General features: G+C 67.6%; 31 protein-coding genes. 11 read left to right on the top strand and 20 right to left on the bottom strand.

Translation table 11 applies throughout. The features are described 5' to 3' along the window. Nucleotides 1–37: 37 nt before the first annotated feature. Nucleotides 38–457 (bottom strand): glycine zipper 2TM domain-containing protein, encoded by a 420-nt coding sequence (locus FHY50_RS10595; RefSeq protein ID WP_140048395.1) that lies wholly within the window; start codon nt 455–457, stop codon nt 38–40. Nucleotides 458–640: 183 nt separating this feature from the next. On the opposite strand from FHY50_RS10595, the gene FHY50_RS10590 reads away from it, so the two are divergent. After that, nucleotides 641–1645 (top strand): esterase-like activity of phytase family protein, encoded by a 1005-nt coding sequence (locus FHY50_RS10590; protein WP_140048394.1) that lies wholly within the window; start codon nt 641–643, stop codon nt 1643–1645. Further along, nucleotides 1642–2688, top strand: coding sequence for a tRNA epoxyqueuosine(34) reductase QueG (queG, locus tag FHY50_RS10585; RefSeq protein ID WP_140048393.1), 1047 nt, complete (start codon nt 1642–1644; stop codon nt 2686–2688). The genes FHY50_RS10590 and queG overlap by 4 nt, the downstream gene beginning before the upstream one ends. A 3-nt stretch (nt 2689–2691) precedes the next feature. Here queG and FHY50_RS10580 read toward each other — a convergent pair whose 3' ends face one another. The 3 genes from FHY50_RS10580 to FHY50_RS10570 form a co-directional block, all read right to left on the bottom strand. Beyond that, a complete protein-coding gene (locus tag FHY50_RS10580; RefSeq protein WP_140048392.1) occupies nt 2692–3024 on the bottom strand; it encodes a PilZ domain-containing protein in 333 nt (110 codons plus the stop codon). Nucleotides 3025–3200: 176 nt separating this feature from the next. Then, nucleotides 3201–3572: a hypothetical protein gene (locus tag FHY50_RS10575; RefSeq protein ID WP_140048391.1), complete on the bottom strand. Its 372-nt coding sequence runs from the start codon at nt 3570–3572 to the stop codon at nt 3201–3203. After that, nucleotides 3569–4249, bottom strand: a complete 681-nt coding sequence (locus FHY50_RS10570; RefSeq protein WP_140048390.1) for an EI24 domain-containing protein — start codon at nt 4247–4249, stop codon at nt 3569–3571. The genes FHY50_RS10575 and FHY50_RS10570 overlap by 4 nt, the downstream gene beginning before the upstream one ends. A gap of 102 nt (nt 4250–4351) precedes the next feature. On the opposite strand from FHY50_RS10570, the gene FHY50_RS10565 reads away from it, so the two are divergent. Next, complete coding sequence (locus FHY50_RS10565) at nt 4352–5350, top strand: adenosine kinase (protein ID WP_140231153.1); 999 nt, start codon at nt 4352–4354, stop codon at nt 5348–5350. Nucleotides 5351–5429: 79 nt separating this feature from the next. On the opposite strand, the gene FHY50_RS10560 is transcribed toward FHY50_RS10565, so the two are convergent. The 8 genes from FHY50_RS10560 to hisB form a co-directional block, all read right to left on the bottom strand. After that, on the bottom strand, nt 5430–6995 hold the full coding sequence (locus FHY50_RS10560) for an amino acid permease (RefSeq protein WP_140048389.1): 1566 nt from the start codon (nt 6993–6995) through the stop codon (nt 5430–5432). 95 nt (nt 6996–7090) lie between these two features. Further along, on the bottom strand, nt 7091–7468 hold the full coding sequence (locus tag FHY50_RS10555) for a histidine triad nucleotide-binding protein (RefSeq protein WP_140048388.1): 378 nt from the start codon (nt 7466–7468) through the stop codon (nt 7091–7093). 20 nt (nt 7469–7488) lie between these two features. Then, complete coding sequence (locus FHY50_RS10550; protein WP_140048387.1) at nt 7489–7806, bottom strand: phosphoribosyl-ATP diphosphatase; 318 nt, start codon at nt 7804–7806, stop codon at nt 7489–7491. Beyond that, nucleotides 7799–8608: an imidazole glycerol phosphate synthase subunit HisF gene (gene hisF, locus FHY50_RS10545; protein WP_140048386.1), complete on the bottom strand. Its 810-nt coding sequence runs from the start codon at nt 8606–8608 to the stop codon at nt 7799–7801. The genes FHY50_RS10550 and hisF overlap by 8 nt, the downstream gene beginning before the upstream one ends. 115 nt (nt 8609–8723) lie before the next feature. Continuing rightward, the gene (hisA, locus tag FHY50_RS10540; protein WP_140048385.1) at nt 8724–9458 is read right to left on the bottom strand and encodes a 1-(5-phosphoribosyl)-5-[(5-phosphoribosylamino)methylideneamino]imidazole-4-carboxamide isomerase; all 735 of its coding nucleotides are present in this window, start codon (nt 9456–9458) and stop codon (nt 8724–8726) included. Beyond that, the gene (gene hisH / locus FHY50_RS10535) at nt 9446–10054 is read right to left on the bottom strand and encodes an imidazole glycerol phosphate synthase subunit HisH (protein WP_140048384.1); all 609 of its coding nucleotides are present in this window, start codon (nt 10052–10054) and stop codon (nt 9446–9448) included. Before hisH ends, hisA begins: the two co-directional genes overlap by 13 nt. Before the next feature lie 10 nt (nt 10055–10064). After that, entirely contained in the window at nt 10065–10379 is a 315-nt protein-coding gene (locus FHY50_RS10530) for a YciI family protein (protein WP_140048383.1), read from the bottom strand. Next, nucleotides 10376–10963 (bottom strand): imidazoleglycerol-phosphate dehydratase HisB, encoded by a 588-nt coding sequence (gene hisB / locus FHY50_RS10525; RefSeq protein WP_140231152.1) that lies wholly within the window; start codon nt 10961–10963, stop codon nt 10376–10378. Before hisB ends, FHY50_RS10530 begins: the two co-directional genes overlap by 4 nt. Before the next feature lie 72 nt (nt 10964–11035). Here hisB and FHY50_RS10520 point away from each other — a divergent pair, with 72 nt between their 5' ends. The 5 genes from FHY50_RS10520 (at nt 11036) to gmk (ending at nt 14274) form a co-directional block, all read left to right on the top strand. After that, the gene (locus tag FHY50_RS10520; RefSeq protein ID WP_140048382.1) at nt 11036–11521 is read left to right on the top strand and encodes an SspB family protein; all 486 of its coding nucleotides are present in this window, start codon (nt 11036–11038) and stop codon (nt 11519–11521) included. A gap of 171 nt (nt 11522–11692) precedes the next feature. Next, complete coding sequence (fumC, locus tag FHY50_RS10515) at nt 11693–13084, top strand: class II fumarate hydratase (protein ID WP_140048381.1); 1392 nt, start codon at nt 11693–11695, stop codon at nt 13082–13084. Nucleotides 13085–13143: 59 nt separating this feature from the next. Beyond that, a complete protein-coding gene (locus tag FHY50_RS10510; RefSeq protein ID WP_140048380.1) occupies nt 13144–13359 on the top strand; it encodes a hypothetical protein in 216 nt (71 codons plus the stop codon). Then, nucleotides 13356–13577 carry a hypothetical protein gene (locus FHY50_RS10505; RefSeq protein ID WP_140048379.1) on the top strand — a complete coding sequence of 74 codons (222 nt, stop codon included), beginning with the start codon at nt 13356–13358 and terminating at the stop codon, nt 13575–13577. The genes FHY50_RS10510 and FHY50_RS10505 overlap by 4 nt, the downstream gene beginning before the upstream one ends. Nucleotides 13578–13623: 46 nt before the next feature. Next, nucleotides 13624–14274, top strand: a complete 651-nt coding sequence (gene gmk, locus FHY50_RS10500; RefSeq protein ID WP_140048378.1) for a guanylate kinase — start codon at nt 13624–13626, stop codon at nt 14272–14274. Here gmk and FHY50_RS10495 read toward each other — a convergent pair. From FHY50_RS10495 to FHY50_RS10470, 6 genes are read right to left on the bottom strand one after another with little or no spacing between them, the layout of a single operon-like run. Beyond that, entirely contained in the window at nt 14227–14955 is a 729-nt protein-coding gene (locus FHY50_RS10495) for an ATP12 family chaperone protein (protein WP_140048377.1), read from the bottom strand. The two genes, gmk and FHY50_RS10495, sit on opposite strands and share 48 nt — an antisense overlap. Further along, nucleotides 14952–15176 carry a hypothetical protein gene (locus FHY50_RS10490; protein ID WP_140048376.1) on the bottom strand — a complete coding sequence of 75 codons (225 nt, stop codon included), beginning with the start codon at nt 15174–15176 and terminating at the stop codon, nt 14952–14954. Before FHY50_RS10490 ends, FHY50_RS10495 begins: the two co-directional genes overlap by 4 nt. A 6-nt stretch (nt 15177–15182) precedes the next feature. Then, nucleotides 15183–15854: an HAD-IA family hydrolase gene (locus FHY50_RS10485; RefSeq protein WP_140048375.1), complete on the bottom strand. Its 672-nt coding sequence runs from the start codon at nt 15852–15854 to the stop codon at nt 15183–15185. After that, nucleotides 15851–16942 carry an RluA family pseudouridine synthase gene (locus FHY50_RS10480; protein WP_140048374.1) on the bottom strand — a complete coding sequence of 364 codons (1092 nt, stop codon included), beginning with the start codon at nt 16940–16942 and terminating at the stop codon, nt 15851–15853. The genes FHY50_RS10485 and FHY50_RS10480 overlap by 4 nt, the downstream gene beginning before the upstream one ends. After that, complete coding sequence (gene crcB / locus FHY50_RS10475) at nt 16939–17316, bottom strand: fluoride efflux transporter CrcB (RefSeq protein WP_140048373.1); 378 nt, start codon at nt 17314–17316, stop codon at nt 16939–16941. Before crcB ends, FHY50_RS10480 begins: the two co-directional genes overlap by 4 nt. Before the next feature lie 37 nt (nt 17317–17353). Next, nucleotides 17354–18202 (bottom strand): hypothetical protein, encoded by an 849-nt coding sequence (locus FHY50_RS10470; protein ID WP_140048372.1) that lies wholly within the window; start codon nt 18200–18202, stop codon nt 17354–17356. On the opposite strand from FHY50_RS10470, the gene FHY50_RS10465 reads away from it, so the two are divergent. Next, on the top strand, nt 18201–18422 hold the full coding sequence (locus FHY50_RS10465; RefSeq protein WP_140048371.1) for a hypothetical protein: 222 nt from the start codon (nt 18201–18203) through the stop codon (nt 18420–18422). The two genes, FHY50_RS10470 and FHY50_RS10465, sit on opposite strands and share 2 nt — an antisense overlap. Nucleotides 18423–18477: 55 nt before the next feature. Here the strand turns inward: FHY50_RS10465 and FHY50_RS10460 are convergent, their stop codons facing one another. Both FHY50_RS10460 and FHY50_RS10455 read right to left on the bottom strand, forming a co-directional pair. Continuing rightward, nucleotides 18478–19041, bottom strand: a complete 564-nt coding sequence (locus tag FHY50_RS10460) for a glycine zipper 2TM domain-containing protein (RefSeq protein ID WP_140048370.1) — start codon at nt 19039–19041, stop codon at nt 18478–18480. An 84-nt stretch (nt 19042–19125) separates the two neighbouring features. Continuing rightward, on the bottom strand, nt 19126–19959 hold the full coding sequence (locus FHY50_RS10455; RefSeq protein WP_140048369.1) for a class I mannose-6-phosphate isomerase: 834 nt from the start codon (nt 19957–19959) through the stop codon (nt 19126–19128). 143 nt (nt 19960–20102) lie between these two features. Here FHY50_RS10455 and FHY50_RS10450 point away from each other — a divergent pair, with 143 nt between their 5' ends. Together FHY50_RS10450 and recN are read left to right on the top strand one after the other, a co-directional pair. Next, nucleotides 20103–20927 carry an outer membrane protein assembly factor BamD gene (locus FHY50_RS10450; RefSeq protein ID WP_140048368.1) on the top strand — a complete coding sequence of 275 codons (825 nt, stop codon included), beginning with the start codon at nt 20103–20105 and terminating at the stop codon, nt 20925–20927. A gap of 121 nt (nt 20928–21048) precedes the next feature. Continuing rightward, nucleotides 21049–22704: a DNA repair protein RecN gene (gene recN / locus FHY50_RS10445; RefSeq protein ID WP_140048367.1), complete on the top strand. Its 1656-nt coding sequence runs from the start codon at nt 21049–21051 to the stop codon at nt 22702–22704. Nucleotide 22705 lies beyond the last annotated feature (1 nt).

The following is a 22705-nucleotide window of genomic DNA, read 5'->3' as shown; positions in this document are numbered from 1 at the left end:
TACGCTACGCGAGATACTGAACTGTTGAGCCGGTCGCTTAGCGATACCGGGCGCACCGGCGCGGCTGACCCGAGCGGTCGATTTCGCGGCCGGCGAGCGCGCCTGCACCACCACCGATGATCGTGCCGAGCAGTCGATTGTTGTTCCCGGCGACCGTGTTGCCGAGCAATCCGCCCGCAACGGCGCCGATCACGGTGCCTTCGGTGCTGCTGCAACGCTGCGGCGTGCGACGGTTGTTGCGATTGGCGTAGCGCCGATCGCGACCATAATAGCGGCGGTCACGATAGCGCTGATAGTCGCTGGCGGTATCGAACGAAGCGATGCCGGGCGCGAACTGCGCGGCGGCGCTGGTGAACGGCGTCGCGGCAAGCGTGCCGGTGTCCGCCGATGCTGCTGCCGGGAGAGCGAATGCGCTCATGGCGATGGCTGCGCTTGCGATGCTGAGCTTCTTGAACATGATCGATCTCCTCTAACCGTCGTGATCTCAATTTCGTGACGAAGCGTCGCGGCGAGGCCGCTGCCCTTCGATGACCCGGTTATGGGTGATTCGCATTGAGCCTTGCCTGAATGCGGCTGTTATCGCCGGTTCAGGGAAAGGCGCGGGTGGCCAAGCCGCGCCGCGCCGCTATGGATGCGGCCGATGCGCATCCTGTTGTCGATCCTGCTGATCCTCGTCTTCGTGCCGAGCTGGACCGGCGAGCCGCGCATTCCCCGCTTTGGTCCAAAGGCGCAGATGACGCTGCGGCCACTGGGCATCGCGCCTGGCCTGCGCAGCGGACGCCTGACCTATCTGAACGGATGGGAACTCCACAGCAACGACCCGGCGTTCGGGGGCTTCGGCGCAATCGCGGTGGCCGGCGATCGCTTCACGCTGCTGAGCGACGGCGGAGCGCTGGTCCGCTTCACGCTAGGCGGCGACGGCATCGCGCGCGGCGTGCGGTTCGGCGCGCTGCCGAACGGGCCGGGATCGGGCTGGCGCAAGGAGCATCGGGATAGCGAATCGCTGGCGATCGATCCTGCGACGGGGACTGCGTGGGCAGGGTTCGAGCCTTCCGAAGGATTGCCGGGGTCGATCTGGCGCTATGCCGATGGCTTTGACCGGGCATTGGGACACGTAGAGCCGGAGGCGATGCGGGGCTGGCCGGTCAATGCCGGCGCCGAGACGCTGGTGCGGCTGCGGTCGGGACAGTTTGTGTCGCTGAGCGAGCGGGCGACAGAGCGCCGCAAGAAGCCGTTGCGCGCGATCCTGTTCGACCGCGATCCCGTGCGACCCGATGCGCGCGCGTTCGGCTTCTTCTATCGTCCGCCGGTGCCGCGATCCTTTCCCACCGATGCGGCGCAGCTGCCCGACGGCAACCTTGTCGTCCTCAACCGCTCGGCGTCGCTCAAGCGCTGGTTTCGCGGCAATGTCGCGATTGTGCGCCGCAGCGACATCCGCCCCGGCGCGATCGTCGCCGGAACGCTGGTCGGGCGGATCGCGCCGCCGCTGCCACAGGACAATTACGAAGGCGTGGCGGTGACGCGCGAGCGCGGCGACACCATCTTGTGGATCGTGTCCGACGACAATGAATCAATCCTGCAGCGCAGCCTGCTGCTCAAGTTCCGGCTCGAGCCTCCAGCTCCCCGGCGCGGCACGGCGCCGTGACCGACGCGCGCGTCCTCGAGCAGCGGATCAAGGCGCAGGCGCAGGTGCTGGGCTTCGCCGCATGCGGCATCGCTTCGGCCGACGCCGCGCCGCGCAGCGCCGAGCGGCTGCGGCAATGGCTGGAGGCGGGCCGCCACGGCACGATGATCTGGATGGAGGAACGCGCCGGCCAGCGCGGCAGTCCGCGTGGATTATGGCGCGACGTGCGCTCGGTGATCGCGCTGGGGATGAGCTACGCACCGGCCGGCGATCCGCTGGCGCTGGCCGACGCCGGGACGCGCGGCCGCATCTCTGCCTATGCGCAGGGCAAGGATTATCACGATGTCGTCAAGAAGGCGCTCAAGGCGCTCGGCCGCTGGCTCGCCACCGAGGCGGGGTGCGAGCTCAAGGTATTCGTCGATACGGCGCCGGTGATGGAAAAGCCGCTGGCCGAGGCCGCCGGGCTGGGCTGGCAGGGCAAGCATACCAACCTCGTCAGCCGCGAGCATGGCAGCTGGCTGTTCCTCGGTGCGATCTATACCACGCTCGATCTCGTCGCCGACGAAGCCGGGCGCGACCGCTGCGGATCGTGCGACGCGTGCCAGCGCGCGTGCCCGACCGACGCGTTTCCCAGCCCCTATATGCTCGATGCGCGGCGCTGCATCTCGTACCTGACGATCGAGCACAAGGGTGCGATTCCCGACGAATTCCGCGCCGCGATCGGCAACCGTATCTATGGCTGCGACGACTGCCTGGCGGTGTGCCCGTGGAACAAGTTCGCCGATGCCGCCGCGGCCAACAAGGCGTTCGTCGCGCGCGAAGGCAATGACGGCCCCGGCCTTGCCGAACTGCTCGCGCTCGACGATGCCGGGTTTCGCGCACGTTTTGCCGGATCGCCGATCAAGCGCATCGGGCGCGACCGGATGATGCGCAACTGCCTGATCGCTGCCGGGAACAGCGGTGCGCCCGCGCTGCGCGGCGCGGTTGCGCCGCTTCTAACGGACCCGGACCCGGTCGTGCGCGAAGCGGCGGAGTGGGCGTGGGGACGGTTGGCAGCCCTGTGAGGCTTAGTCGAACGCCAGCGTCAGCGCTCTGGCGAGCTGTCGTGCGATCGGTTGATCGAAGCGGCATCCCATGCGGCCGTCGGTCGCCCAGATCACCGTCGCGGCAACCGGCATGCCGCCTTCGAAGCGCAGCCACAGGCGCTCGCCCACCGGATCGAGTTCAGCGACGCTGACGCGGCAGCCATAGATCGAGAGATCGTCGAGCACCGCCTCGACCGCAGCGGCACCGTGGCGTCGGACCGACGCGCGGGTGACCACGACGCGGTGCCGCGGCGCACGCCGGGCATCGGCCTGTGCCGGTGCCACCGGTCGATATTGCGTTGCGCGTGACGCCATCTGGCCCTCCCGACCCAAGACATTGGCGCAAAGCGGTCAACAACCGCTTAAGGACCGGTGCTATGGTCGTTTCAATAGACGGCACCGGCCCGCGCCCTCACCCGGCCACCCATTCAGCATGATCCTGTGGGTGGCCGGGTGGGGAGCGGGCCGATGCCGTCTACCCGAAAACCCGTCTAGCGTCCGCCCTCGCGGCGGGTGAGCGCGGCGACGCAGCTGGCACGGTCGATTGCCGCCCCGTCGCGCTGGCGGGCGTCGATATGGCGCACGGTCGGCACGCCGCCGCGCTGGTCGGCATAGAGATAGGCGTCGAGCACGCAGATATCGCTGGCGAACTGGAGCTTGCGTCCCGGCCCCTCTTCGAGATCGGCGTCGGGCTGACCGAACAGCTGCACCAGCGCCTGCGCATTGTGGCCAAGCACCCGCTCGAGCCCGACGGTGGTGTAGCTGGGGCGCGACGGCGGCGGCGGCGTGCCGGCGGTCGGCTGCGGGATGGCGGCGCATGCCGACACGGCGGCAAGCGCGAGGAGTGCGATGATAGATTTCATGCGACAGGCCTTCGGTGGAAGAGATGCGTTGCCATCGCCGCGCCGAGCACCGGTGCGAACAGGTTGACGACCGGGATGACGAACAGGGCGGTGACGCCGAGCCCGAGCAGCAGGCGGCTGCCGCGGGTCGAGCCGCGCCAAGCGGGCAAATGATCGCGTGCGACATGCCTGGCCGCGACCATGTCGCCGAGATCGCGCCCTAACAGCCAGCCATTGACCGCGAAGAACGCGATCGCGGTGCCGATGCCGGTGACTAGCAGAAGGATGTAGACCGGCAGCATTGCCACGTTGACGAGGATCGTCCGCGCTGCCGAGCCCAGCCCCATGCCGATCCCGCGCATCAGCGACACGGGGCGCGCGGTGGCGAGACGATCGGGATAGTGGCGCCGCTCGACCGCCTCGACGACGTCGTCGGCGAAGATCCCGACCACCGCGATCGCGACCGCGCGGAACACCAGCCATGCTCCGCCCGCCACCAGCGCGACCGCGGCTATCCCCGCAAGGTCGCGCCAGCGCGCGTCCCAGCCGAACGCATCGATGACCGCGCGCGCACCCACCCAGCCAGCGAACCCGACAACCCCGAACAGCAGCACCGTGACGAGCAAGGATTTGAGAAGCACCGCCAGGACCGGGCGGTCGCCCAGTTGTGCGATCGACAAGGCCAGGGCACGCACCATCGCGCATCGATGCGGGAGCCCGGCGCGCGCGTCAACGCGGTTGCGCGCGCCGCTGCCCCCGGCTACCGCGCCGCGCATCCCAATCATCGCCGGAGAGTGTTCTTGACCCCCGCCACCTATGACGTCGTTGCGATCGGCAACGCGATCGTCGACATCCTCGCCCAGGCCGACGACGCCTTCATTGCCGAGCAGGGCATGACCAAGGGGTCGATGCAGTTGATGTTCTCGCCCGCCGAGGCCGATGCGCTCTATGCCAAGATGGGCCCGGGGCGCGAGGTGTCGGGCGGATCGGCGGCCAACACCATCGCCGGAATCGCGGCGCTGGGCGGAAAATGCGGGTTTATCGGCCAGGTCGCCGACGATCAGTTGGGCCAGGTGTTCAAGCACGACATCAACGCCGCCGGTATCCGGTTCGACACGCCTCCGCGCGCAGGCGAGCCGACCACCGCGCGCTGCCTGATCTTCGTCACCCCCGACGGCCAGCGCACCATGAACACGTTCCTGGGCGCGTCGCAGTTCCTGCCCGAGCATGCAATCGACCGCGAGATGATCGCGGGCGGCGCGATCCTGTATCTCGAAGGTTATCTGTGGGACCCCGAAGAACCACGCGCCGCGATGCGCGCGGCGATCGACGTCGCGCGCGCGGCGGGCCGGCGGGTGGCGTTCACGCTGAGCGACGTGTTCTGCATCTCGCGCCACGGCGACGATTTCCGCCAGTTGATGGCCGATGGCCTGATCGACATCCTGTTCGCCAACGAGAACGAGCTGCTGGCATTGTGCCAGACCGAGGATTTCGAGGCGGCGGTCGCGCAGGCGGCGGCGCAGGTGCCGGTGCTGGTGGTGACGCGCAGCGAGCATGGCGCGATCGCGGTCAAGGACGGCGAGCGGGTGGCGGTCGCGGCCGAGCCGATCGCGCGGGTGGTCGATACTACGGGTGCGGGCGACTTGTTCGCGGCAGGGTTCCTGCATGGCCAGGCGCAGGGCCGCGACGTCGCGACGTCGCTGCGGATGGGCGCGCTGTGCGCGGCCGAGATCATCTCGCATTACGGCGCGCGGCCGGAAGTCGATCTGAAGGCGATGGTTGCCGCCAAGCTGGGCTAGTCGCGGTCGAACAAGGCCGTGGCGAGGAAAAGGCCGGGGATCGCTCCCCGGCCTTTTCGCTGTCAGCGCATTCGAACGATCAGACGTTCGGAGTATGCTCGGGATCATGGTCGAGATCGACGACTTCGACCACGCCTCGGCCGAGATGGCTGCGGCTGCGGCTATACCCAAAATAGACGATCAACCCGAGCGCGCCCCAGATCGGCAGGACCAGCATGGCGTCGATCGGCAGATTAAAGAACAGGAAGATGCACCCCGCAACCGTCAGCGGTCCGACCAGCCACAACATCGGCGTGCGGAACTTGCGGGGATAGTCGGCGCTGCTCTTGCGCAGCATCATCACGGCGATCGCCACCATCATGAACGCATACAGCGTTCCTGCATTGGCGATGTCGGCGAGCTTGCCGACCGGCAGGAAGGCCGCTGCAAATGCCACCGCGATGCCGGTGATCGCGGTAATCACGTGCGGCGTCTTCCACTTGGGATGCACCTTGCTCCACGATTCCGGGAGCAGCCCGTCGCGGCTCATCACGAACGCGACGCGGGTCTGGCCGAACAGCAGGATCAGGATGACCGACGGCAGCGCCAGCGATGCGGCGAGGCCAAGCGCATTGCCCACGCCAGACCAGCCGATCTGGCGCAGGACGTGCGCCAGCGCCTCATCCGAACACACCAGCGGCAGCTGATTGGCTGCAAAGGTGGCGCATTGCCGCGCGAGTTCCTCCGACCCGGCTGGGAACGGCACACCGTTCGGCCCCATCAGCGGCTGTCCGCCAATCGTGCCGATCGCTCCTGCGGCCACTAGGATGTAGAATATGGTGCAGAACAGCAGCGAGCCGATCAGCCCGATCGGGACGTTGCGCTGCGGGTTCTTGGTCTCCTCCGCCGCAGTCGAGACCGCGTCGAAGCCGACATAGGCAAAGAAGATGGTCGCCGCGGCGCCGACCGCACCCAGGCCGGAGCCGAAGCCGCCGAACACGCCGGCGGGAAGGAACGGATTGAACTTGCCCGAATCAAAAGCGTCCGAGGTGAGCGTGATGCCGATGAACGCGGTCAGCGCGGTCACCTTGATCGCGACGAGTACGGCGTTGACGCGCGCGCTTTCGGTGGTGCCGATCATCAGCAGCCAGGTGATGAGCAGCGCGATCAGGACCGCGGGAAGGTTGATGAGGCCGCCCTCGACTCCGCCCAGCGCCAGCGGCGCGCCCGACAGCCAGGTCGGTAACTGCACGCCCAGGAATTCACTGAGGATTGTCCCCGCGAAAAACCCCGACCAGCCGACCGATACCGCCGATGCCGCGACGGCATATTCGAGTATCAGCGCCCACCCCACGGTCCAGGCGAGCAATTCGCCCATGGTCGTGTAGGTATAGGTGTAGGCCGAGCCCGCCACCGGGATCATCGCTGCGATCTCGGCGTAGCACAGGGCGGCGAAGATGCAGATCACGCCGGCGATGGCAAAGGCGAGCATCAGACCGGGACCGGCCTTTTGCGCACCGGCCGAGGTCAACACGAAGATGCCGGTACCGATCACGCAGCCGATGCCGAACAGGGTCAGCTGGAACCAGCCCAGCGTCGGTTCCAGCGATTTGGCCTTCGCGGTCGCCAAAATGGCGTCGAGTGGCTTTACGCGCCCAAATTTCATGAAGTCACTTCCCCCAAGGTGCGATCGGCCGTTGCCGTATCGCCTGGATCCAAGAAAGGCGCGAGCCTAGCCGGTAAATGGGACGGTGCAATCCCCTAATGCGCCAGCATCGGACCCAGCGGCTGTCCCGCGAAGATGTGGACGTGGAGGTGCGGCACCTCCTGATGCGCATCCCCGCCGGTATTGGCGAGCAGGCGATAGCCCGGCTCGACCAGCCCCGCGGCGCGCGCGACATGACCGACGGCGCGGACGAAGCCGGCTATTTCGGCGTCGGACGCGTGCGCGCTGAAATCGTCCCACGACACATAGCGACCGCGCGGGATCACCAGGATATGCTGGGGCGCCTGAGGGTTGATATCGTGGAATGCGAGCGCGTGATCATCCTCGTACACCGTCTTTGCGGGTATCTCGCCGCGCAGGATCTTCGCGAAGATGTTGGCGTCGTCATATGGCTGGGTGGCGTCGATCGGCATTGAAAGCTCCTTTGCCGTCTCTATTCGGATCGCGACGCCTTTTCGTCCAGCCCGGAGACGCCTTCGCGCCGGACGAGTTCGGCACGGACGTCGCCGAGCGTGACGCCGCGATCGGCGAGCAGCACAAGCAGGTGGAAGAGCAGGTCGGCGGCTTCCGAGGTCAGCGCGGCGCGATCGCCCGACAGCGCGGCGATGACGGTCTCGATCGCTTCCTCGCCAACCTTCTGCGCGATCTTGGCGGTGCCGGCGGCGGACAGCCGAGCGACATAGGACGCCTCGGGATCGCTGGCGCGGCGCGCGGCGATCGTCGCTTCCAGGGTGTCGAGCGGGTCAGCCATCGGCGCCGGGGTGAAGGCCCGCCGAGCGGCTGTCAATCATCGGGCGGCGTACCGCGATCCCTGCAGCGGCCAATGCAGCGTGCGCATCGGCGATGGTTGCGTGCCCGAAATGAAAGATCGATGCTGCCAGGACCGCACTGGCATGGCCGTCGCGGATGCCGGCGACCAGGTCGCCCAAGCCGCCGACGCCGCCGCTGGCCACCACCGGCACCGTCACCCGGTCGGCAATGGTGCGGACCAGCGCGAGGTCATAGCCGTCGCGCGTGCCGTCGCGATCCATCGACGTCACCAGCAGCTCGCCCGCACCGAGCCGTGCCAGATTGAGCGCATGTTCGACCGCGTCGATCCCGGTGGCGCGGCGGCCGCCATGGGTGAAGACTTCCCAGCGGTCCTCGCCGACGCGGCGGGCATCGACCGAGGCGACGACACATTGGCTGCCGAAGCGGTCGGCGAGGTCGGCGACGAGTTCGGGCCGCGCCACCGCGGCGGAGTTGACCGCGACCTTGTCGGCGCCCGCCAGCAATAGCGCGCGCGCATCGGCGACTTCGCGCACGCCGCCGCCGACCGTCAGCGGCATGAAGCAGACTTCGGCCGTGCGCCGCACGACGTCGACCATCGTGCCGCGCGCCTCGTGGCTGGCGGTGATATCGAGGAAGCACAGCTCGTCGGCCCCCGCCGCATCATAGGCGCGCGCCTGCTCGACCGGGTCGCCCGCGTCGATCAGATCGACGAAGTTGACGCCCTTGACCACCCGGCCACCCGCGACGTCGAGGCAGGGAATGACGCGGGCGCGGACGGTCATGAGTTGAAAATTCCCTCAATTCCGTTCGTTTCGAGCGAAGTCGAGTAACCGCTAAGGTGCGCCCGGTCAGCATTTCTCGACCGCGCTCGAACCGAACGGGTGGGAGCAGTCTGCATCACACCTGCCCCGCCGCGATCGCCTGCGTCAGATCCAGCCGCCCGTCATACAGTGCGCGCCCGGTGATCACGCCCTCGATGCCGTCGGCGACATGCGGGCGCAATACCTCGATATCGCCGAGATCCGCCACCCCGCCGCTGGCGATCACCGGGATCGCGACGGTCCGGGCGAGGGCGACCGTCGCCTCGACATTGCAGCCCTTGAGCAGCCCGTCGCGGCCGACATCGGTGAACAGCAGCGCCGAGACGCCGGCGTCCTCGAAGCGGCGGGCGAGGTCGGCGGCGGTGACGTCGGACACGTCGGCCCAACCCTGCGTCGCGACCATGCCGCCGCGCGCGTCGACCGCAACCACGATCCGGCCCGGAAAGTCGCGAGCGGCGGCTTTGACGAATTCCGGGTGCTTGAGTGCGGCAGTGCCGATCACCACCCGCGCGACACCAAGCTCGATCCAGCGTTCGACGCCGGCGCGATCCCGGATGCCACCGCCCAGCTGGACGCGACCGGGGAATGCCGCAAGGATGTTCGCGACCGCATCGCCGTTGACCGACCCGCCTGCGAACGCACCGTCCAGATCGACGACGTGGAGGTGGTCCGCGCCCGCTTGGGCGAACAGCGCCGCCTGATGCGCGGGATCGTCGCCGTAGATCGTCGCGCGATCCATATCCCCCTCGGCAAGGCGCACGACCTGACCGCGCTTGAGGTCGATCGCGGGAAAGATCGTCAGGGGCGCCATGCCAGGAACCTTTCGAGCAGGGCGATGCCGTAGCGCTGGCTCTTTTCCGGGTGGAACTGGATACCGATCAGATTGTCGCGGCCGATCGCGGCGGTGACGGGCCCGCCATGATCGGTAGTGGCGAGGACGTCGCCGCCGGCAAACGCGAAGCTGTGGAGGAAATAGGCCTCGCCCGGCTCGATCAGCGGGTGGGGACGGGTGGGGGCGACGTCGTTCCAGCCCATATGCGGCACGCGCACGCCGTCGCTCGCCACGAGGCTGCCGACCGTCCCGGAAATCCAGTCCAGCCCGGCATGCTCGCCCAACTCAAGCCCGCGTGTCGCCAGCAATTGCATGCCAACGCAGATGCCAAGGAACGGGACGCCGCCGTTCAGCGCGCGCTCCTCCATTGCACCGACCATGCCCGGCAAGCCGCGCAGCCCCGACGCGCAGGCACCGAATGCGCCGACGCCGGGCAGGACGATGCGGTCGGCGCGGCGCACGACATCGGGATCGGCGGTGATCGCGATGTCGGCCGCACCCGCCGCTTTCAGCGCATTGTGGACCGAATGGAGGTTGCCCGCGCCGTAATCGATCAGCGCGACCGCGCCGCTCATTTCGGATTGCTCATGTCAGCAGGTCGGCGAGCGGACCTGCCGCCATGCTTGCGTTGAATTCGGTCACCGCGACCGTCGCGACGCCCGAGGTTACGAACGGATCGGTTGCCACGAGCGCCTCGACCTCGGCGCGCCTGCCGCGGAACAGCAGGACGCCGCCGGTGCGCGGTACCTGCCGCCCGGCGAGGATCAGCAATTCCTCGTCGAAACATTTGCCGAGCCAATCGACATGCGCCGACAATTGCGCATCGACCGAGTCGATCGGCTGGACATAGGTCAGCAGCGCCAGGCACATCGGTGCGTCGGGTCGGGCGAAGCTGCTCACAACATGCCCTTGGTCGACGGGATCGCATCGGCCTTGCGCGGGTCGATCTCGACCGCGGTGCGCAGCGATCGCGCCAGCCCCTTGAACGCGCTTTCGATGAAATGGTGGTTGTTGCGCCCGTGCAGCAGCTCGACATGCAGCGTGATGCCGGCGGCCTGCGCAAAGCTCTGGAACCAGTGCTCGAACAGCTCGGTATCCATCTCGCCGAGCTTCTCCTGCGAGAATTCGAGGTCGAACACGCACCACGGCCGCCCCGAAATGTCGAGCGCGACACGGCACAGCGTCTCGTCCATCGGCGACAGCGCATCGCCATAGCGGCGGATGCCCTTCTTGTCGCCCAGCGCCTTGGCCACCGCCTCGCCGATCGCCAGCGCCGAATCCTCGGTGGTGTGATGCTGGTCGATATGCAGGTCGCCGTCGACCTTCACGTCCAGATCGATCAGCGAATGCCGCGACAATTGCTCGAGCATGTGATCGAGAAAGCCGATCCCGGTCGCAATCGCATAAACGCCGGTCCCGTCGAGATTGACGGTGACGTCGATCGCGGTTTCGCTGGTGCGGCGGTTGATGGTGGCGGTGCGCATCGGCCCCACATAGCGTGGGCGGCGGACCATGCAATCTTGACCCTGCCTCAATTGCGACTAGCAAGTGGGACGATGAACGCCAGTGTCCCCGATAGCCTGATTCCGTACGACGAGATCGTGCAAGAGGCGCTGCGCGCCGTGGTGGGGCGCGTGCTCGGCCAGATCGAAAGCACCGGCGGGCTGCCGGGGCAGCATCATTTCTACATCACCTTCAAGACCACTGCGCCGGGCGTCGATATCCCGCAGCGGCTGATCGATCGCTTTCCCGACGAGATGACGATCGTCATCCAGCATCGCTACTGGGACTTGTCGGTCGAGGAGGGGCGGTTCTCGGTCGGGCTGAGCTTCAACCAGATTCCGTCGATGCTGGTGATCCCGTTCGCGGCGATAACGGGCTTTCATGATCCTGCGGTCAATTTCGAACTGCGGTTCCAGGCGCAGGAGGAACCCGACGGTCCCGAACCGCACGAACCCGCGGAGAATGACGGCGATACCGAGATCAAGGGCGCCGACGACGGGTCGAACGTGGTCGCGGTGGACTTCAAGCGGAAGAAATAGGGAGCGAGGCGATTAGCGCTCGCTAATCGGCGGTCGCGAAGAGACGCGAACTGCCGGCCGGTGCGGCTACGCCGTTTCCGACGTCACGGGATTTACTCCCGTGACGTCCCGTCAATGGTTGCGCTCGCGGCCTGAGATCCCAGCTTTCCTTGGTACGACGGAGGATAGCGCATGACCCAGACCCGCACCGAAACCGACTCGATCGGCGCGATCGAGGTGCCCGGCGAAGCCTATTGGGGAGCGCAGACCCAGCGATCGATCGAGAATTTCCCGTTCGGCGCGCGCGAGGCGATGCCGATCGAGATCGTCCGCGGCTTGGCGTATGTGAAGCAGGCGGCGGCGCGGGTGAACCGGCGGCACGGGCTGGACGCCGAAAAGGCCGATGCGATCGAGGCGGCGGCGGGCGAGATCGTAGAGGGCAAGCTCGACGATCAATTCCCGCTGGTGATCTGGCAGACCGGGTCCGGCACGCAATCCAACATGAACGTCAACGAAGTGATCGCCGGGCGCGCCAACGAGCTTTTGACCGGGACACGCGGCGGCAAGAGCCCGGTGCATCCTAATGACGACGTCAATCGCGGGCAGTCGTCGAACGACAGCTTCCCGACCGCGATCCATATCGCCGCGTCGCTGGCCGCTACGCAACGGCTGTTCCCGGCGCTCGACCGGCTGCACGCCGCACTCGATGCAAAGGCGAAGGCGTGGGACGGCATCGTCAAGATCGGGCGCACGCATCTGCAGGACGCGACGCCGCTGACGCTGGGACAGGAATTTTCCGGCTATGCCAATCAGCTCTATCGCGCCGGTCGCCGGATCGAGCCGGCGGTCGAACATGGCACCAATCGCGTCGCGCAGGGCGGGACCGCGGTCGGCACCGGGCTGAACGCGCCGCCCAAGTTCGCCGAGCATTTCTGTGCCGAACTGCGCGGGCTGACCGGGATCGGCTTCATCCCCGCCGAGAACGCGTTCGAGGCGCTCGCGTCGAACGATCCGCTGGTGCATTTGTCCGGCACGCTGAATACGCTGGCGGTGGCGCTGACCAAGATCGCCAACGACATCCGGCTGCTGGGCAGCGGGCCGCGGTCGGGTCTTGGCGAACTGGACCTGCCCGCCAATGAACCCGGCAGCTCGATCATGCCGGGCAAGGTCAATCCGACCCAGTGCGAGATGCTGACGATGGTCGCCGCGCAAGTGATGGGCAACCATGCCGCGATTACGATCGGGGGGCTGCAGGGGCATCTCGAGCTCAACGTGTTCAAGCCGTTGATCGGCGCCGCAGTGCTGCGCTCGATCGACCTGCTGAGCACCGCCATGGAGAGCTTTGCCGAGCGGTGCGTCGACGGGCTCGTCGCCAACGAGGCGCGGATCGCGGAACTGGTCGATCGCTCGCTGATGCTGGTCACCGCGCTTGCGCCCAAGATCGGCTATGACAACGCCGCGAAGATCGCCAAGCACGCCCATGCCGAGGGGTTGACGCTCAAGCAGTCGGGATTGGCGCTGGGGCTGGTCGACGAAGCGACGTTCGACAGGCTGGTCCGGCCGGGCGACATGGTCGGGCGCTGAGCGCGGCGGAACCTTGCGGGGCGGCACACCGTTGTGCAGCCGAAACCAAGGAGGAACTTGTGGGAGCAACTACCATCGGCGCGCTGGTCGGCGGCGCGATCGACAGCATGAGCGGCGACGATTCGTCCGCAGATGGCGCGATCATCGGCGCGATCGCGGCCAATGTCCTCAAGGTCGCGATTCCGGTCGCGGTGACCTACGCCGTCGGCTGGTTCGTGCTCAAGGGGCTTGGCGAAGCGGCCGAGATGGCGTTCGGAAATGGAGACGAAGCATGATCCGCCGTGTCATCGGAGCGTTGGTCGGTCGCGAAATCGATCGCCGCGACGGCAGCGGCGGCGTCAAGGGCGCTGCCATCGGCTGGGCGGCGACGAGCATGCTGACGCGGATGGGTCCGCTCGGCATGGCGCTGGGCGGCGCGTATGTCGGCAAGAAGATGTACGATCGCCACAAGCAGCGCCGCCGCGGGCGCGTCGCCCCGGGCGCCGACCTCTAGGCGCTCGCCGCTTGACGCGCAGGCCCTGCGCGCGCCACTAGCGGCCATGGCCGCCCATACCGAGACCGATCCGCACGGCTTTCAACGCCGCGGCGTGTTGTTCGTGCTTTCCTCACCCTCGGGTGCAGGCAAATCGACGATCGCACGCAAGTTGCTTGCCGACGACCCGTCGCTGAGCATGTCCGTCTCAGCGACGACGCGGCCGATCCGGCCCGGCGAAGTCGATGGCAAGGACTATCATTTCGTCGATCTCGAGGAGTTCCGCCGGATGGTTTCGGCGCACGAGTTCCTCGAATGGGCGCATGTGTTCGGGCACCGCTACGGCACGCCGAAAAAGCCGGTCTATGACATGTTGTCGTCGGGTCGCGACGTGCTGTTCGACATTGACTGGCAGGGCGCGCAGCAATTGTTCCAGATCGCCGGCGGCGACGTCGTGCGCATTTTCATCCTGCCGCCGTCGATGGAGGAACTTCACCAGCGGCTGTTGTCGCGGGCGACCGATCCGGTCGAGGTGATCGACGCCCGCATGGCGCGCGCGGCCAACGAAGTCAGCCACTGGGACGGCTATGACTATGTGCTGGTCAACGACGATGTCGAGGACTGCTTCCACAAGGTACGCTCGATCCTTGCGTCGGAGCGACTCAAGCGGTCACGCCAGACCGGGCTGATCGGCTTCATCCGCGGGTTGCTCAAGTAGCGCGAGAAACCTGACTGCGCCGTCATATTCGGCGCGGTGGGCAGCGCGGGTCGCGGTGGCCAGATCGTCCTCGCCCCATAACTCCGCCTGCCAGTCGGCGTCGAGATTCGCCGCGGCCCAGACGGTTTCGGCATCGGTCGCACGTTCCGCAAGCGCCAGTCCCAGGATCAGCGATCCGGTCAGCGTGACGATCGGCGACAGGGCGGCCAACTCGAAGGGCGAGCGCGCGGCGAGCGCATCCTGCAACCTCGCGACGGTGGCAGGCGGCTGCGGGTGATGCATCACCCCTGCAAAGGTCTCGATATGCACATCATAGCGCGCGCGCGCCCAGGCGAGGTGCGGGTCCCACGCCGTCGCCTGCCGCTCGACCAGCGGTTCGGGACCGTCGGCGCGATAGGCGAGCAGGTCGGTTTCGGCATATCCGGCGAGCCCGGCAAGAAAGGGCGCAGGATCGGGCTCGATACGCTCGACCGCCGCATTGGCGAGCCCGGTCAGCCGCATCGCGCGCGGGTCGATCTCGCCATCGACCGCGCGCCATTCCTCGGCGATCGCCTGCGCCAGCGCGATGCCGGGCACGAGCAACGGCAGGCGGCCGGGCGTGCGTACCGGGCGCGCATCGAGCGCGATGCCATAGCCGCCCGTCTCCAGGACGACGGCGACCTCGTTCCAGAAGCGCTTCATTCGGCGGGCGGCGTGCGCCAGCGATGCGCGAGGTGGCGGGGCAGGACCGCCATCACCACCAGCGCCGAGAGCACGATGGCCACCCCGAGAATGCGATCGGGCAAGGTGATCGCGCGCCCGAGCAGGACGATCCCGAACAGCGCCCCTGCGACCGGCACCATCCGCGCGAGCACGATCAGGAACCAGCGGTTGCGCGCAAGCACGTCAGGATCAGGTGTCATGGAGGCTTAATACACGTTGGCGAGGTGCGGCGCCAGATCGCGCGCATGGTCGATCACGACCGCAGCGCCAGCGGCGCGCAGTTCGCCCGGCGCATGATAGCCCCACGCCACGCCAAGCGGATGCGCACCGGCCGCGACCGCCATCGCCATGTCATAGCTGGTGTCGCCGATCATCACCGTCGTGGCCGGCACCGCGCCCGCCTCCGCCATCGCTGCCGCGGCCATCGCTGGGTGCGGCTTGGACGGGTGGCGGTCGGCGGTCTGGAGCGTGACGAAACGCGCGTCGAGCCCGTGATGCGCGAGGATCAGCGCCAGCCCGCGGTCGGACTTGCCGGTGGCGACGCCGAGCACCCAGCCGGCATCCTCGATCGCTTCGAGCGCATCGGCGATGCCGTCGTAGAGCGGCTCCGCCAGCAGCCCGCCGTTACTGCGCAGCGCCTGGAAGCCCGACTTGTAGCGATCGGCGAGCGCGCGGTGCAGAGCGTCGTCGGCGTGCGGGACAAGCGCCGCCATCGCCTCGACCAGGCTCAATCCGACGATGCGGCGGATCGCGTCGCGGCCGGGGGGATCGAGCCGGTGATGATCGAACGCATCCTCCATCGCGCGGCAGATATTGGCCTGGCTGTCGACCAGCGTGCCGTCGCAGTCAAACAGCGCCAGCCGGGCGGGAGCGTTCATGCCTCGCCGCGCGACCGCCGCTCGCCGCGGCGCTCCTTGCGAAACGTCTTGGCGTGGGCGCGCGCCTTGGCCTTTTTCTCTTCGCGAGTGGGCGGCGGAGCGATGTCGTCGATCAGAGCGACCTCGGCGAGTGCGGGATCGAAGCCGAGCATGTCCATCGATTCGGCGAAGTGCGGCGGCAGCGCTGCTGTGACGTCGAGCTTGCCGGTATCGGGATGGTCGATGCGGATGCGGCGGGCATGCAAATGCATCTTGCGGCTGATGCCGCCGGTCAGGAACGATTCGGCGCCGCCATATTTGCCGTCGCCGACGATGGGATGGCCGATCGCCGCCAGATGCACGCGCAACTGGTGGGTTCGGCCGGTATAGGGCTGCAGCTCGACCCAGGCGGCGCGGTTGCCCGCGCGCTCGACGACGCGGTAGCGGGTCTTGGCGGGCAGTCCCCCGGCCTCGTCGACATGCATCTTTTCGCCGCCCGAGCCGGGCTGCTTGGCGAGCGGAAGTTCGATGACGCCGTCGCGGATTTCCGGCACGCCCACAACCAGCGCCCAATAGATCTTCTTGGCGCTGCGGCTCGAGAAATTGCGGGCGAAGTGCGCGGCGGCGCGGGGGCTGCGCGCGAGCAGCAAGGCCCCGCTCGTGTCCTTGTCGAGACGATGCACCAGCTTGGGACGGTCGTCGCGATCGAAAGCGAGCGCATCGAGCAGGCCATCGACATGCTCGTGGGTCTTGGTGCCGCCCTGCGTCGCCAGCCCGGGAGGCTTGTTGAGCACGATCGCCTGGACATCGCGGTGGATCACCATGCTCCTGGCGAATTCGATCTGCTCGGGCGTCAGTGGCTCGCGCTGCGGCTTGGCGCGGGGCGCGCGCTCGGGCTCGTCGGGCGGAACGCGGATCGACTGCCCGGTTGCGATGCGGTCGCCGGGTGTCGCGCGCGCGCCGTCGACGCGCAGCTGGCCGGTGCGCGCCCAGCGCGAGACGATGTTGAAGCTGGTGTCGGGCAAGTGCCGCTTGAACCAGCGGTCGAGGCGGATGCCGTCATCCTCGGCATCGACGGTGAACTGGCGGACGCCTTGCTCGGTGGTCATGCCATGGCCCGCATCATCGCGAGTCCCGCGATCAGGGCGACGATCGAGCCGATCACCGAGATCAGGACGTAGAACAGCGCGGTGCCGACGGTGCCGCGTTCGAGCATGTTGACGACATCGAGGCTGAACGCGGAAAAGGTCGTGAACCCGCCGAGCACGCCGACCCCGAGCAACAGCCGCAGCTGCTCGCCGGCGAGCGAAGTCCGCGCCAGCGTGCCGATCAGGATCCCCATCGCAAAGCCTCCGATCAGGTTTACCGTCAGCGTGCCCCAGGGATAGTTGGGACCCAGCCACGACAAGGCGATGCGGCCGACAAGATGGCGCGCGCCGGCGCCGATCGCACCGCCGGCCATGACGAGGAGCAGGGAAGGCATCGCCGCGCCCTAGCGCGGATGCGAGCGATTGGGAACCTCAGAGGCCGCGTGCGGTGACGACGTCGACCGAACTGCCGGCATCGCGGGGATTGAGATATACCACCGCCGTCGCGCCATCGCCGGAGCGCCGCGCCGCCAGGATGTGCTGATCGCCGTCGCGATGATGTACGGCGACGTAGCCCGCACGGCTCGCCTGGGTGTAATACCAGTCGAGCAGGGTTGCGATCGGTGTCGCGGATGCGAAGCTGACCGCGCGCGATGCGCAGCCGCCTGCGTCGCTCCCCGCCGCTTCGATCACCCGCGCATCGGGAAACAGGGGGGCGGCGGGCGGCAATGCCTGCGCCCAGGCTGCGGAATACCGCATCGATGGCGCGCATCGCGGGAGTTCGGCTCCCGGCTGACCCGCAACGAGCGCGACCAGCGTCATTGCTGCCGCGGACGCGGTGCATTGCGGGCAGTCGCGATCGGCAGGAAGCGCGGCGGGCGCTTTGGCGAGCGACCCGCCGGAATAGCTGGTGCCGACGGCGACATCGTCGCGCGGAACGAGGCCCGACATGGGCTGGGTAGGCGGGCGGATGGCGTCGGCATTGGCCTTGGTCGACAGTAATGGATCCACCATGATCGGATCGCTCAGCGCCGCCATCAGCGCCGGATCGGCGGCATCCTCACCCTGTCCCTGCGCGAGTTCGGCGGCGAGCGCGGTGCCGTCCGCTTCCCCGTCGACGGCCCCGCTGCACGCCGCGATCGCGAGCGCGAGCAAAACTGCCGCCAATTTCCCTGGCCGTCCCATGCGCCAGCCATGCCCGACAATGGTGAACAAAGCATGGGCGGTACCGCGCGGAATGTCATTGTATCCGGCAGGGCGACGCTGCATATCCCGGGACATGCTCAACATCGTTTCGATCCTGATCGGGATTTTCGCGCTGCCGTTCATCGTGATCGGGTCGATCCCGTTCCTGGCGCTGACGCTGTGGTTCGTGATCTTCATCCCGATCGTCGGCGCTGCGGTGGGCGCTTTGTCGTCGAGCAATTCAGGGCGTAATTTCAACCTGATCCTGATCGTTGCGACGGCCCTGCGCCTGTTCATCGGCGGCGGGATCATCTGACGAAAAAAGGGCCCGGCGATCGCTCGCCGAGCCCCTTTCACGCGGGATTTCGCGGTTAGCGACAGATCAGACGACCGCTGTCGACCACCGATCCAAGCGCGCCGCCGGCGCCCGCGCCCAGCAACGTGCCGAGAATGTTCGACTGGCCGTTCGACAACAGATTGCCGAGGATGCCTCCTGCCGCGGCCCCGACGATCAGGCCGGTCGTGCCGTCCGAACGACGGCAATAATAGCTGCCGTTGCTGCCGCGATACACTCGGCTCGACCGCGTGACGCGAAGGGGGCGATAATTGCCCTGCCGGTAATAGCGATCGGCATAATAGCGGTTCTGACCGGGCTCGAACCGATTATAGCTGTAGTTGCGATACTGGCGCCAGTCGCGAATGTCCTCGCGGCGATCCTGGCGGGCGTCGCGCACCTCGCGGTTTCGTTCGCGCTGCGCCTGACGAATGTCGCGGGGCGAGGCCGCGCGGCGCACATCGCGCTTATATTCACGGTTAGCTTGGCGAACCTCGCGATTATATTCGCGGTTCGCCTGGCGCGGGTTGTCCTGGGCAAGTGCAGGGACGCTGGGAAGCGCCACTGCGGCAAGGGTCATGGCAAGCATCGGGATACGCATGATACTGTTCCTCCATCCGTTGCGGATGCGGCAAGAACCCGTGATGCGGCCGGTGGGTTGCGTGAACCCGAAACTACCTTGCGTTCAGCGAAGCGACAGCCGCTGCGTCCCCGGATAGGCGAACAGCAGGTCGGCGCCTTCTCCGGCGATGATGCTCGCCGATCCGGTTACGGCGACGCACTGGCCTGCCGTCCATTCGACGGTGTCGGCCTCGCCCGATCCGGTGATCGGGACCAGCCAGGCGGTGGTACCATCCGGGAGCGCTACATCGCGGCGCCCCGCCGACCAGCGTTCCAGCACGAATTTGGGACCCTCGACCAGGATTTCGCGATCATCTGCTACCCGGCCGGGCGCGTCCGGGGCGACGAACGGCACCGGATCGGAAACGGCGATGCCCTCGTCGAGATGCAGCTCGCGCGGGCGGCCATAGTCATAGAGCCGATAGGTCGTATCCGAATTCTGCTGGACTTCGATCAGCGTGATCCCGGCGCCGATGGCGTGGATCGTGTTCGACGCCGAATAGAAGAAGTCGCCCGCCTTGACCGGTTTCCAGTCGAGCATCGCCTCGATCGAACCGTCGAGCGCCGCTGCCTTGAGCGTGGCCCGGTCGGTCGGCTCGAGCGTGCCGATCGCGATCGTCGAATCGGGTTCGGCGGCCAGGATCAGCCAGCATTCGTCCTTGCCGCGCGGAAGCCCCGCGGCATGCGCCTGCTCGTCGTTGGGATGGACCTGCACCGACAGTTTCTCGCTGGTGAACAGATATTTGATTAACAGGTCGGGCGCGGTGTCGCCATGTTCCTGGAACCACACTTCGCCGACCGGATCGCTGCCCGGGGAGGGATCGGGAAAGCCGGGCCACAGCGTTGTGCGGCCCCAGGGTTTCTCGACACGGTGGGTGGTCAGCAAGGTCGCGGGCACGGCGCACTCTCCAATGAATCCCGGTTCGGCAATCGTCTTGGACGGATCGCCGATCGGCTGGGATGCCGCAATAGCGCGGCAGCCGCTGCAACGCGCAACGAAAAACATTGTTCGCGCGCCCGATGCTCGGGTAAGACGCGGCGATGCGTATTCCCTTGTCCCGCTCGCTCGTGTTCGGCACGCTCGTCGCCGCCAGTCTTGCCGTCGCCGGTTGCGCCGGCGGCCGTAACAAGGCCGACACCCCCTATGTCGCACGCGACGTGGGCACGCTCTATACCGCCGCCAAGGATCGGCTCGACCGCGGCCAGTACGAGATGGCGGCGAAGCTGTTCGACGAGGTGGAGCGCCAGCATCCCTATTCGGTATGGGCGCGCCGCGCGCAGCTGATGAGCGCGTTCAGCTATTATGTGAACCAGGACTATGCCGAATCGATCCAGTCGGCGCAGCGCTTTTTGGCGGTGCACCCCGGCAATCGCGATGCGCCCTACGCCTATTATCTCGTCGCGATGAGCTATTACGAGCAGATGAGCGACGTGACGCGTGACCAGAAGATCACGCAGCAGGCGCTCGCCTCGCTGGGCGAACTTACCCGGCGCTATCCGGATACGCGCTATGCCGCGGATGCGCGATTGAAGCTCGACCTCGTCAACGACCACCTCGCCGGCAAGGAAATGGAGATCGGACGCTTCTATCAGAAGCGCGGCCAGTGGCTGTCCTCGACGCTGCGCTTTCGCAACGTAGTCGAGAATTTCCAGACCACCACGCATACCGCCGAGGCGCTGATGCGGCTGACCGAGAGCTATCTCGCGCTTGGCCTGCGGGACGAGGCACGCAAGTCGGCCGCGGTATTGGGTGCCAACTATCCCGGCACCGAATGGTATGAGCGTGCCTATGCGCTGGTCGGCGACCATCCCCCAGTGCCGCTTGCGCCCGCCGCGACCGAGACCGCCGCGGCAGCCGAGAGCTGAGTGATTGCTTGATTTTTCGGCGCCAGCCCGCTCCCCAACTCCGCCAGCCATCTAGGACGGTCTGTATGGACGGCCGGGCGGGGGAGCGGGCCGGTGCGGCGTTCCGTTCGAAGACACGGCGATGCTGACCGCGCTGTCGATCCGCGATGTCGTGCTGATCGAGGCGCTCGACCTCGATTTCGCGCCCGGACTTGGGGTGCTGACCGGGGAAACCGGGGCGGGCAAGTCGATCCTGCTCGATGCGCTGGGACTGGCGCTGGGTGCGCGCGGCGAAACCGGGCTGGTGCGGCAGGGTGCCGAGCGCGCGGTGGTGACGGCGAGCTTCACGATGCCGGGCGCGGTCGCCGAGCTGATCGGCGACAACGGACTGGACCTCGAACCCGGCGAACCGCTGATCATCCGCCGCATCGTCAAGGCCGATGGCGGCAGCCGCGCCTTCGTCAACGATCAGCCGGTGTCGGCGGCGCTGCTGCGCGAGCTGGCCGGACATCTGGTCGAAATCCACGGGCAGCACGATGATCGCGGCCTGCTCAACCCGCGCGGCCACCGCGCGTTGCTCGACGATTTCGGGCGCATCGACGCCAGTGCGGTTGCCGCGGCCTATCGGGCGTGGCGCGCGGCCGAGGAAGCGCTCGAACAGGCCGTGGCGGAACAGGACGTCGCCGGGCGCGATCGTGAGTGGCTCGAACATGCGGTAGCCGAACTGACCGCGCTCGCCGCCGAGCCGGGCGAGGAAGCGATCCTCGCCGAGCGGCGTGCGACGATGCAGCGCGGCGAGAAGATCGCCGGAGACCTTCAGACTGTTGCCGAGCTTACCGACGGCGCCGATGGTGCGCTGACCCGGCTGCGGCAAGCGGCGCGCGTGCTCGAGCGGGTGGGCGAGGACCATCCGGCGCTCGCCGAGGCGCTGGCGGCGATCGATCGCGCGATCATCGAAGCCGCGGTGACCCAGGAAAAGGTCGATGAAGCGGCGGCTGCGCTGGCGTTTGACCCGGCATCGCTCGATGCCGACGAGACGCGGTTGTTCGAGTTGCGCGGAATCGCGCGCAAGCACCGCGTCGCCCCCGACGAGCTCGCAGCACTGGCGGCGGAACTGTCGGACAAGCTCGACCGGCTGACAAATGGAGGGGCGGGCATCGCCGCGCTGGAGGCGCGCGTGGCCGCGACGCGCGCGGACTATGCGGCGCAGGCCGAAGCGCTGTCTGCAGCGCGATCGGCGGCGGCAACGCGGCTCGATGCCGCAGTGGCCGCCGAGCTGGCCCCGCTCAAGCTCGACGCCGCGCGGTTCCGCACCCAGCTCGATCGCCTGCCGCCCGAGCAATGGGCACAGCATGGCGCCGACCGCGTCGAGTTCGCGATCGCGACCAATCCAGGCGCGCCGTTCGGGCCGCTGATCAAGATCGCCAGCGGCGGCGAGCTGTCACGCTTCATCCTCGCGCTCAAGGTCGCGCTGGCCGAGCAGGGATCGGCGGCGACGATGGTGTTCGACGAAATCGACCGCGGCGTCGGCGGCGCGGTGGCAAGCGCGATCGGCGATCGGCTGGCCCGGCTCGCCGAGCGTACTCAGGTGCTGGTGGTGACGCACAGCCCGCAGGTCGCCGCGCGCGGGCGCAGCCACTTGCTGATCGCCAAGGCGCATGACGGCGTGGTGACGCGGACCGGCGTGCGCCCACTGGGGCCCGCAGATCGCCGGGAGGAAATCGCCCGCATGCTGTCGGGCGCCGAAGTTACCGACGAGGCGCGGGCGCAGGCGGGTCGGTTGCTGAGCGACGCTTGAA

This window comes from Sphingomonas japonica, assembly GCF_006346325.1.
Taxonomy (GTDB): domain Bacteria; phylum Pseudomonadota; class Alphaproteobacteria; order Sphingomonadales; family Sphingomonadaceae; genus Sphingomonas; species Sphingomonas japonica.
This window is presented reverse-complemented; position numbering and strand designations above follow the sequence as displayed.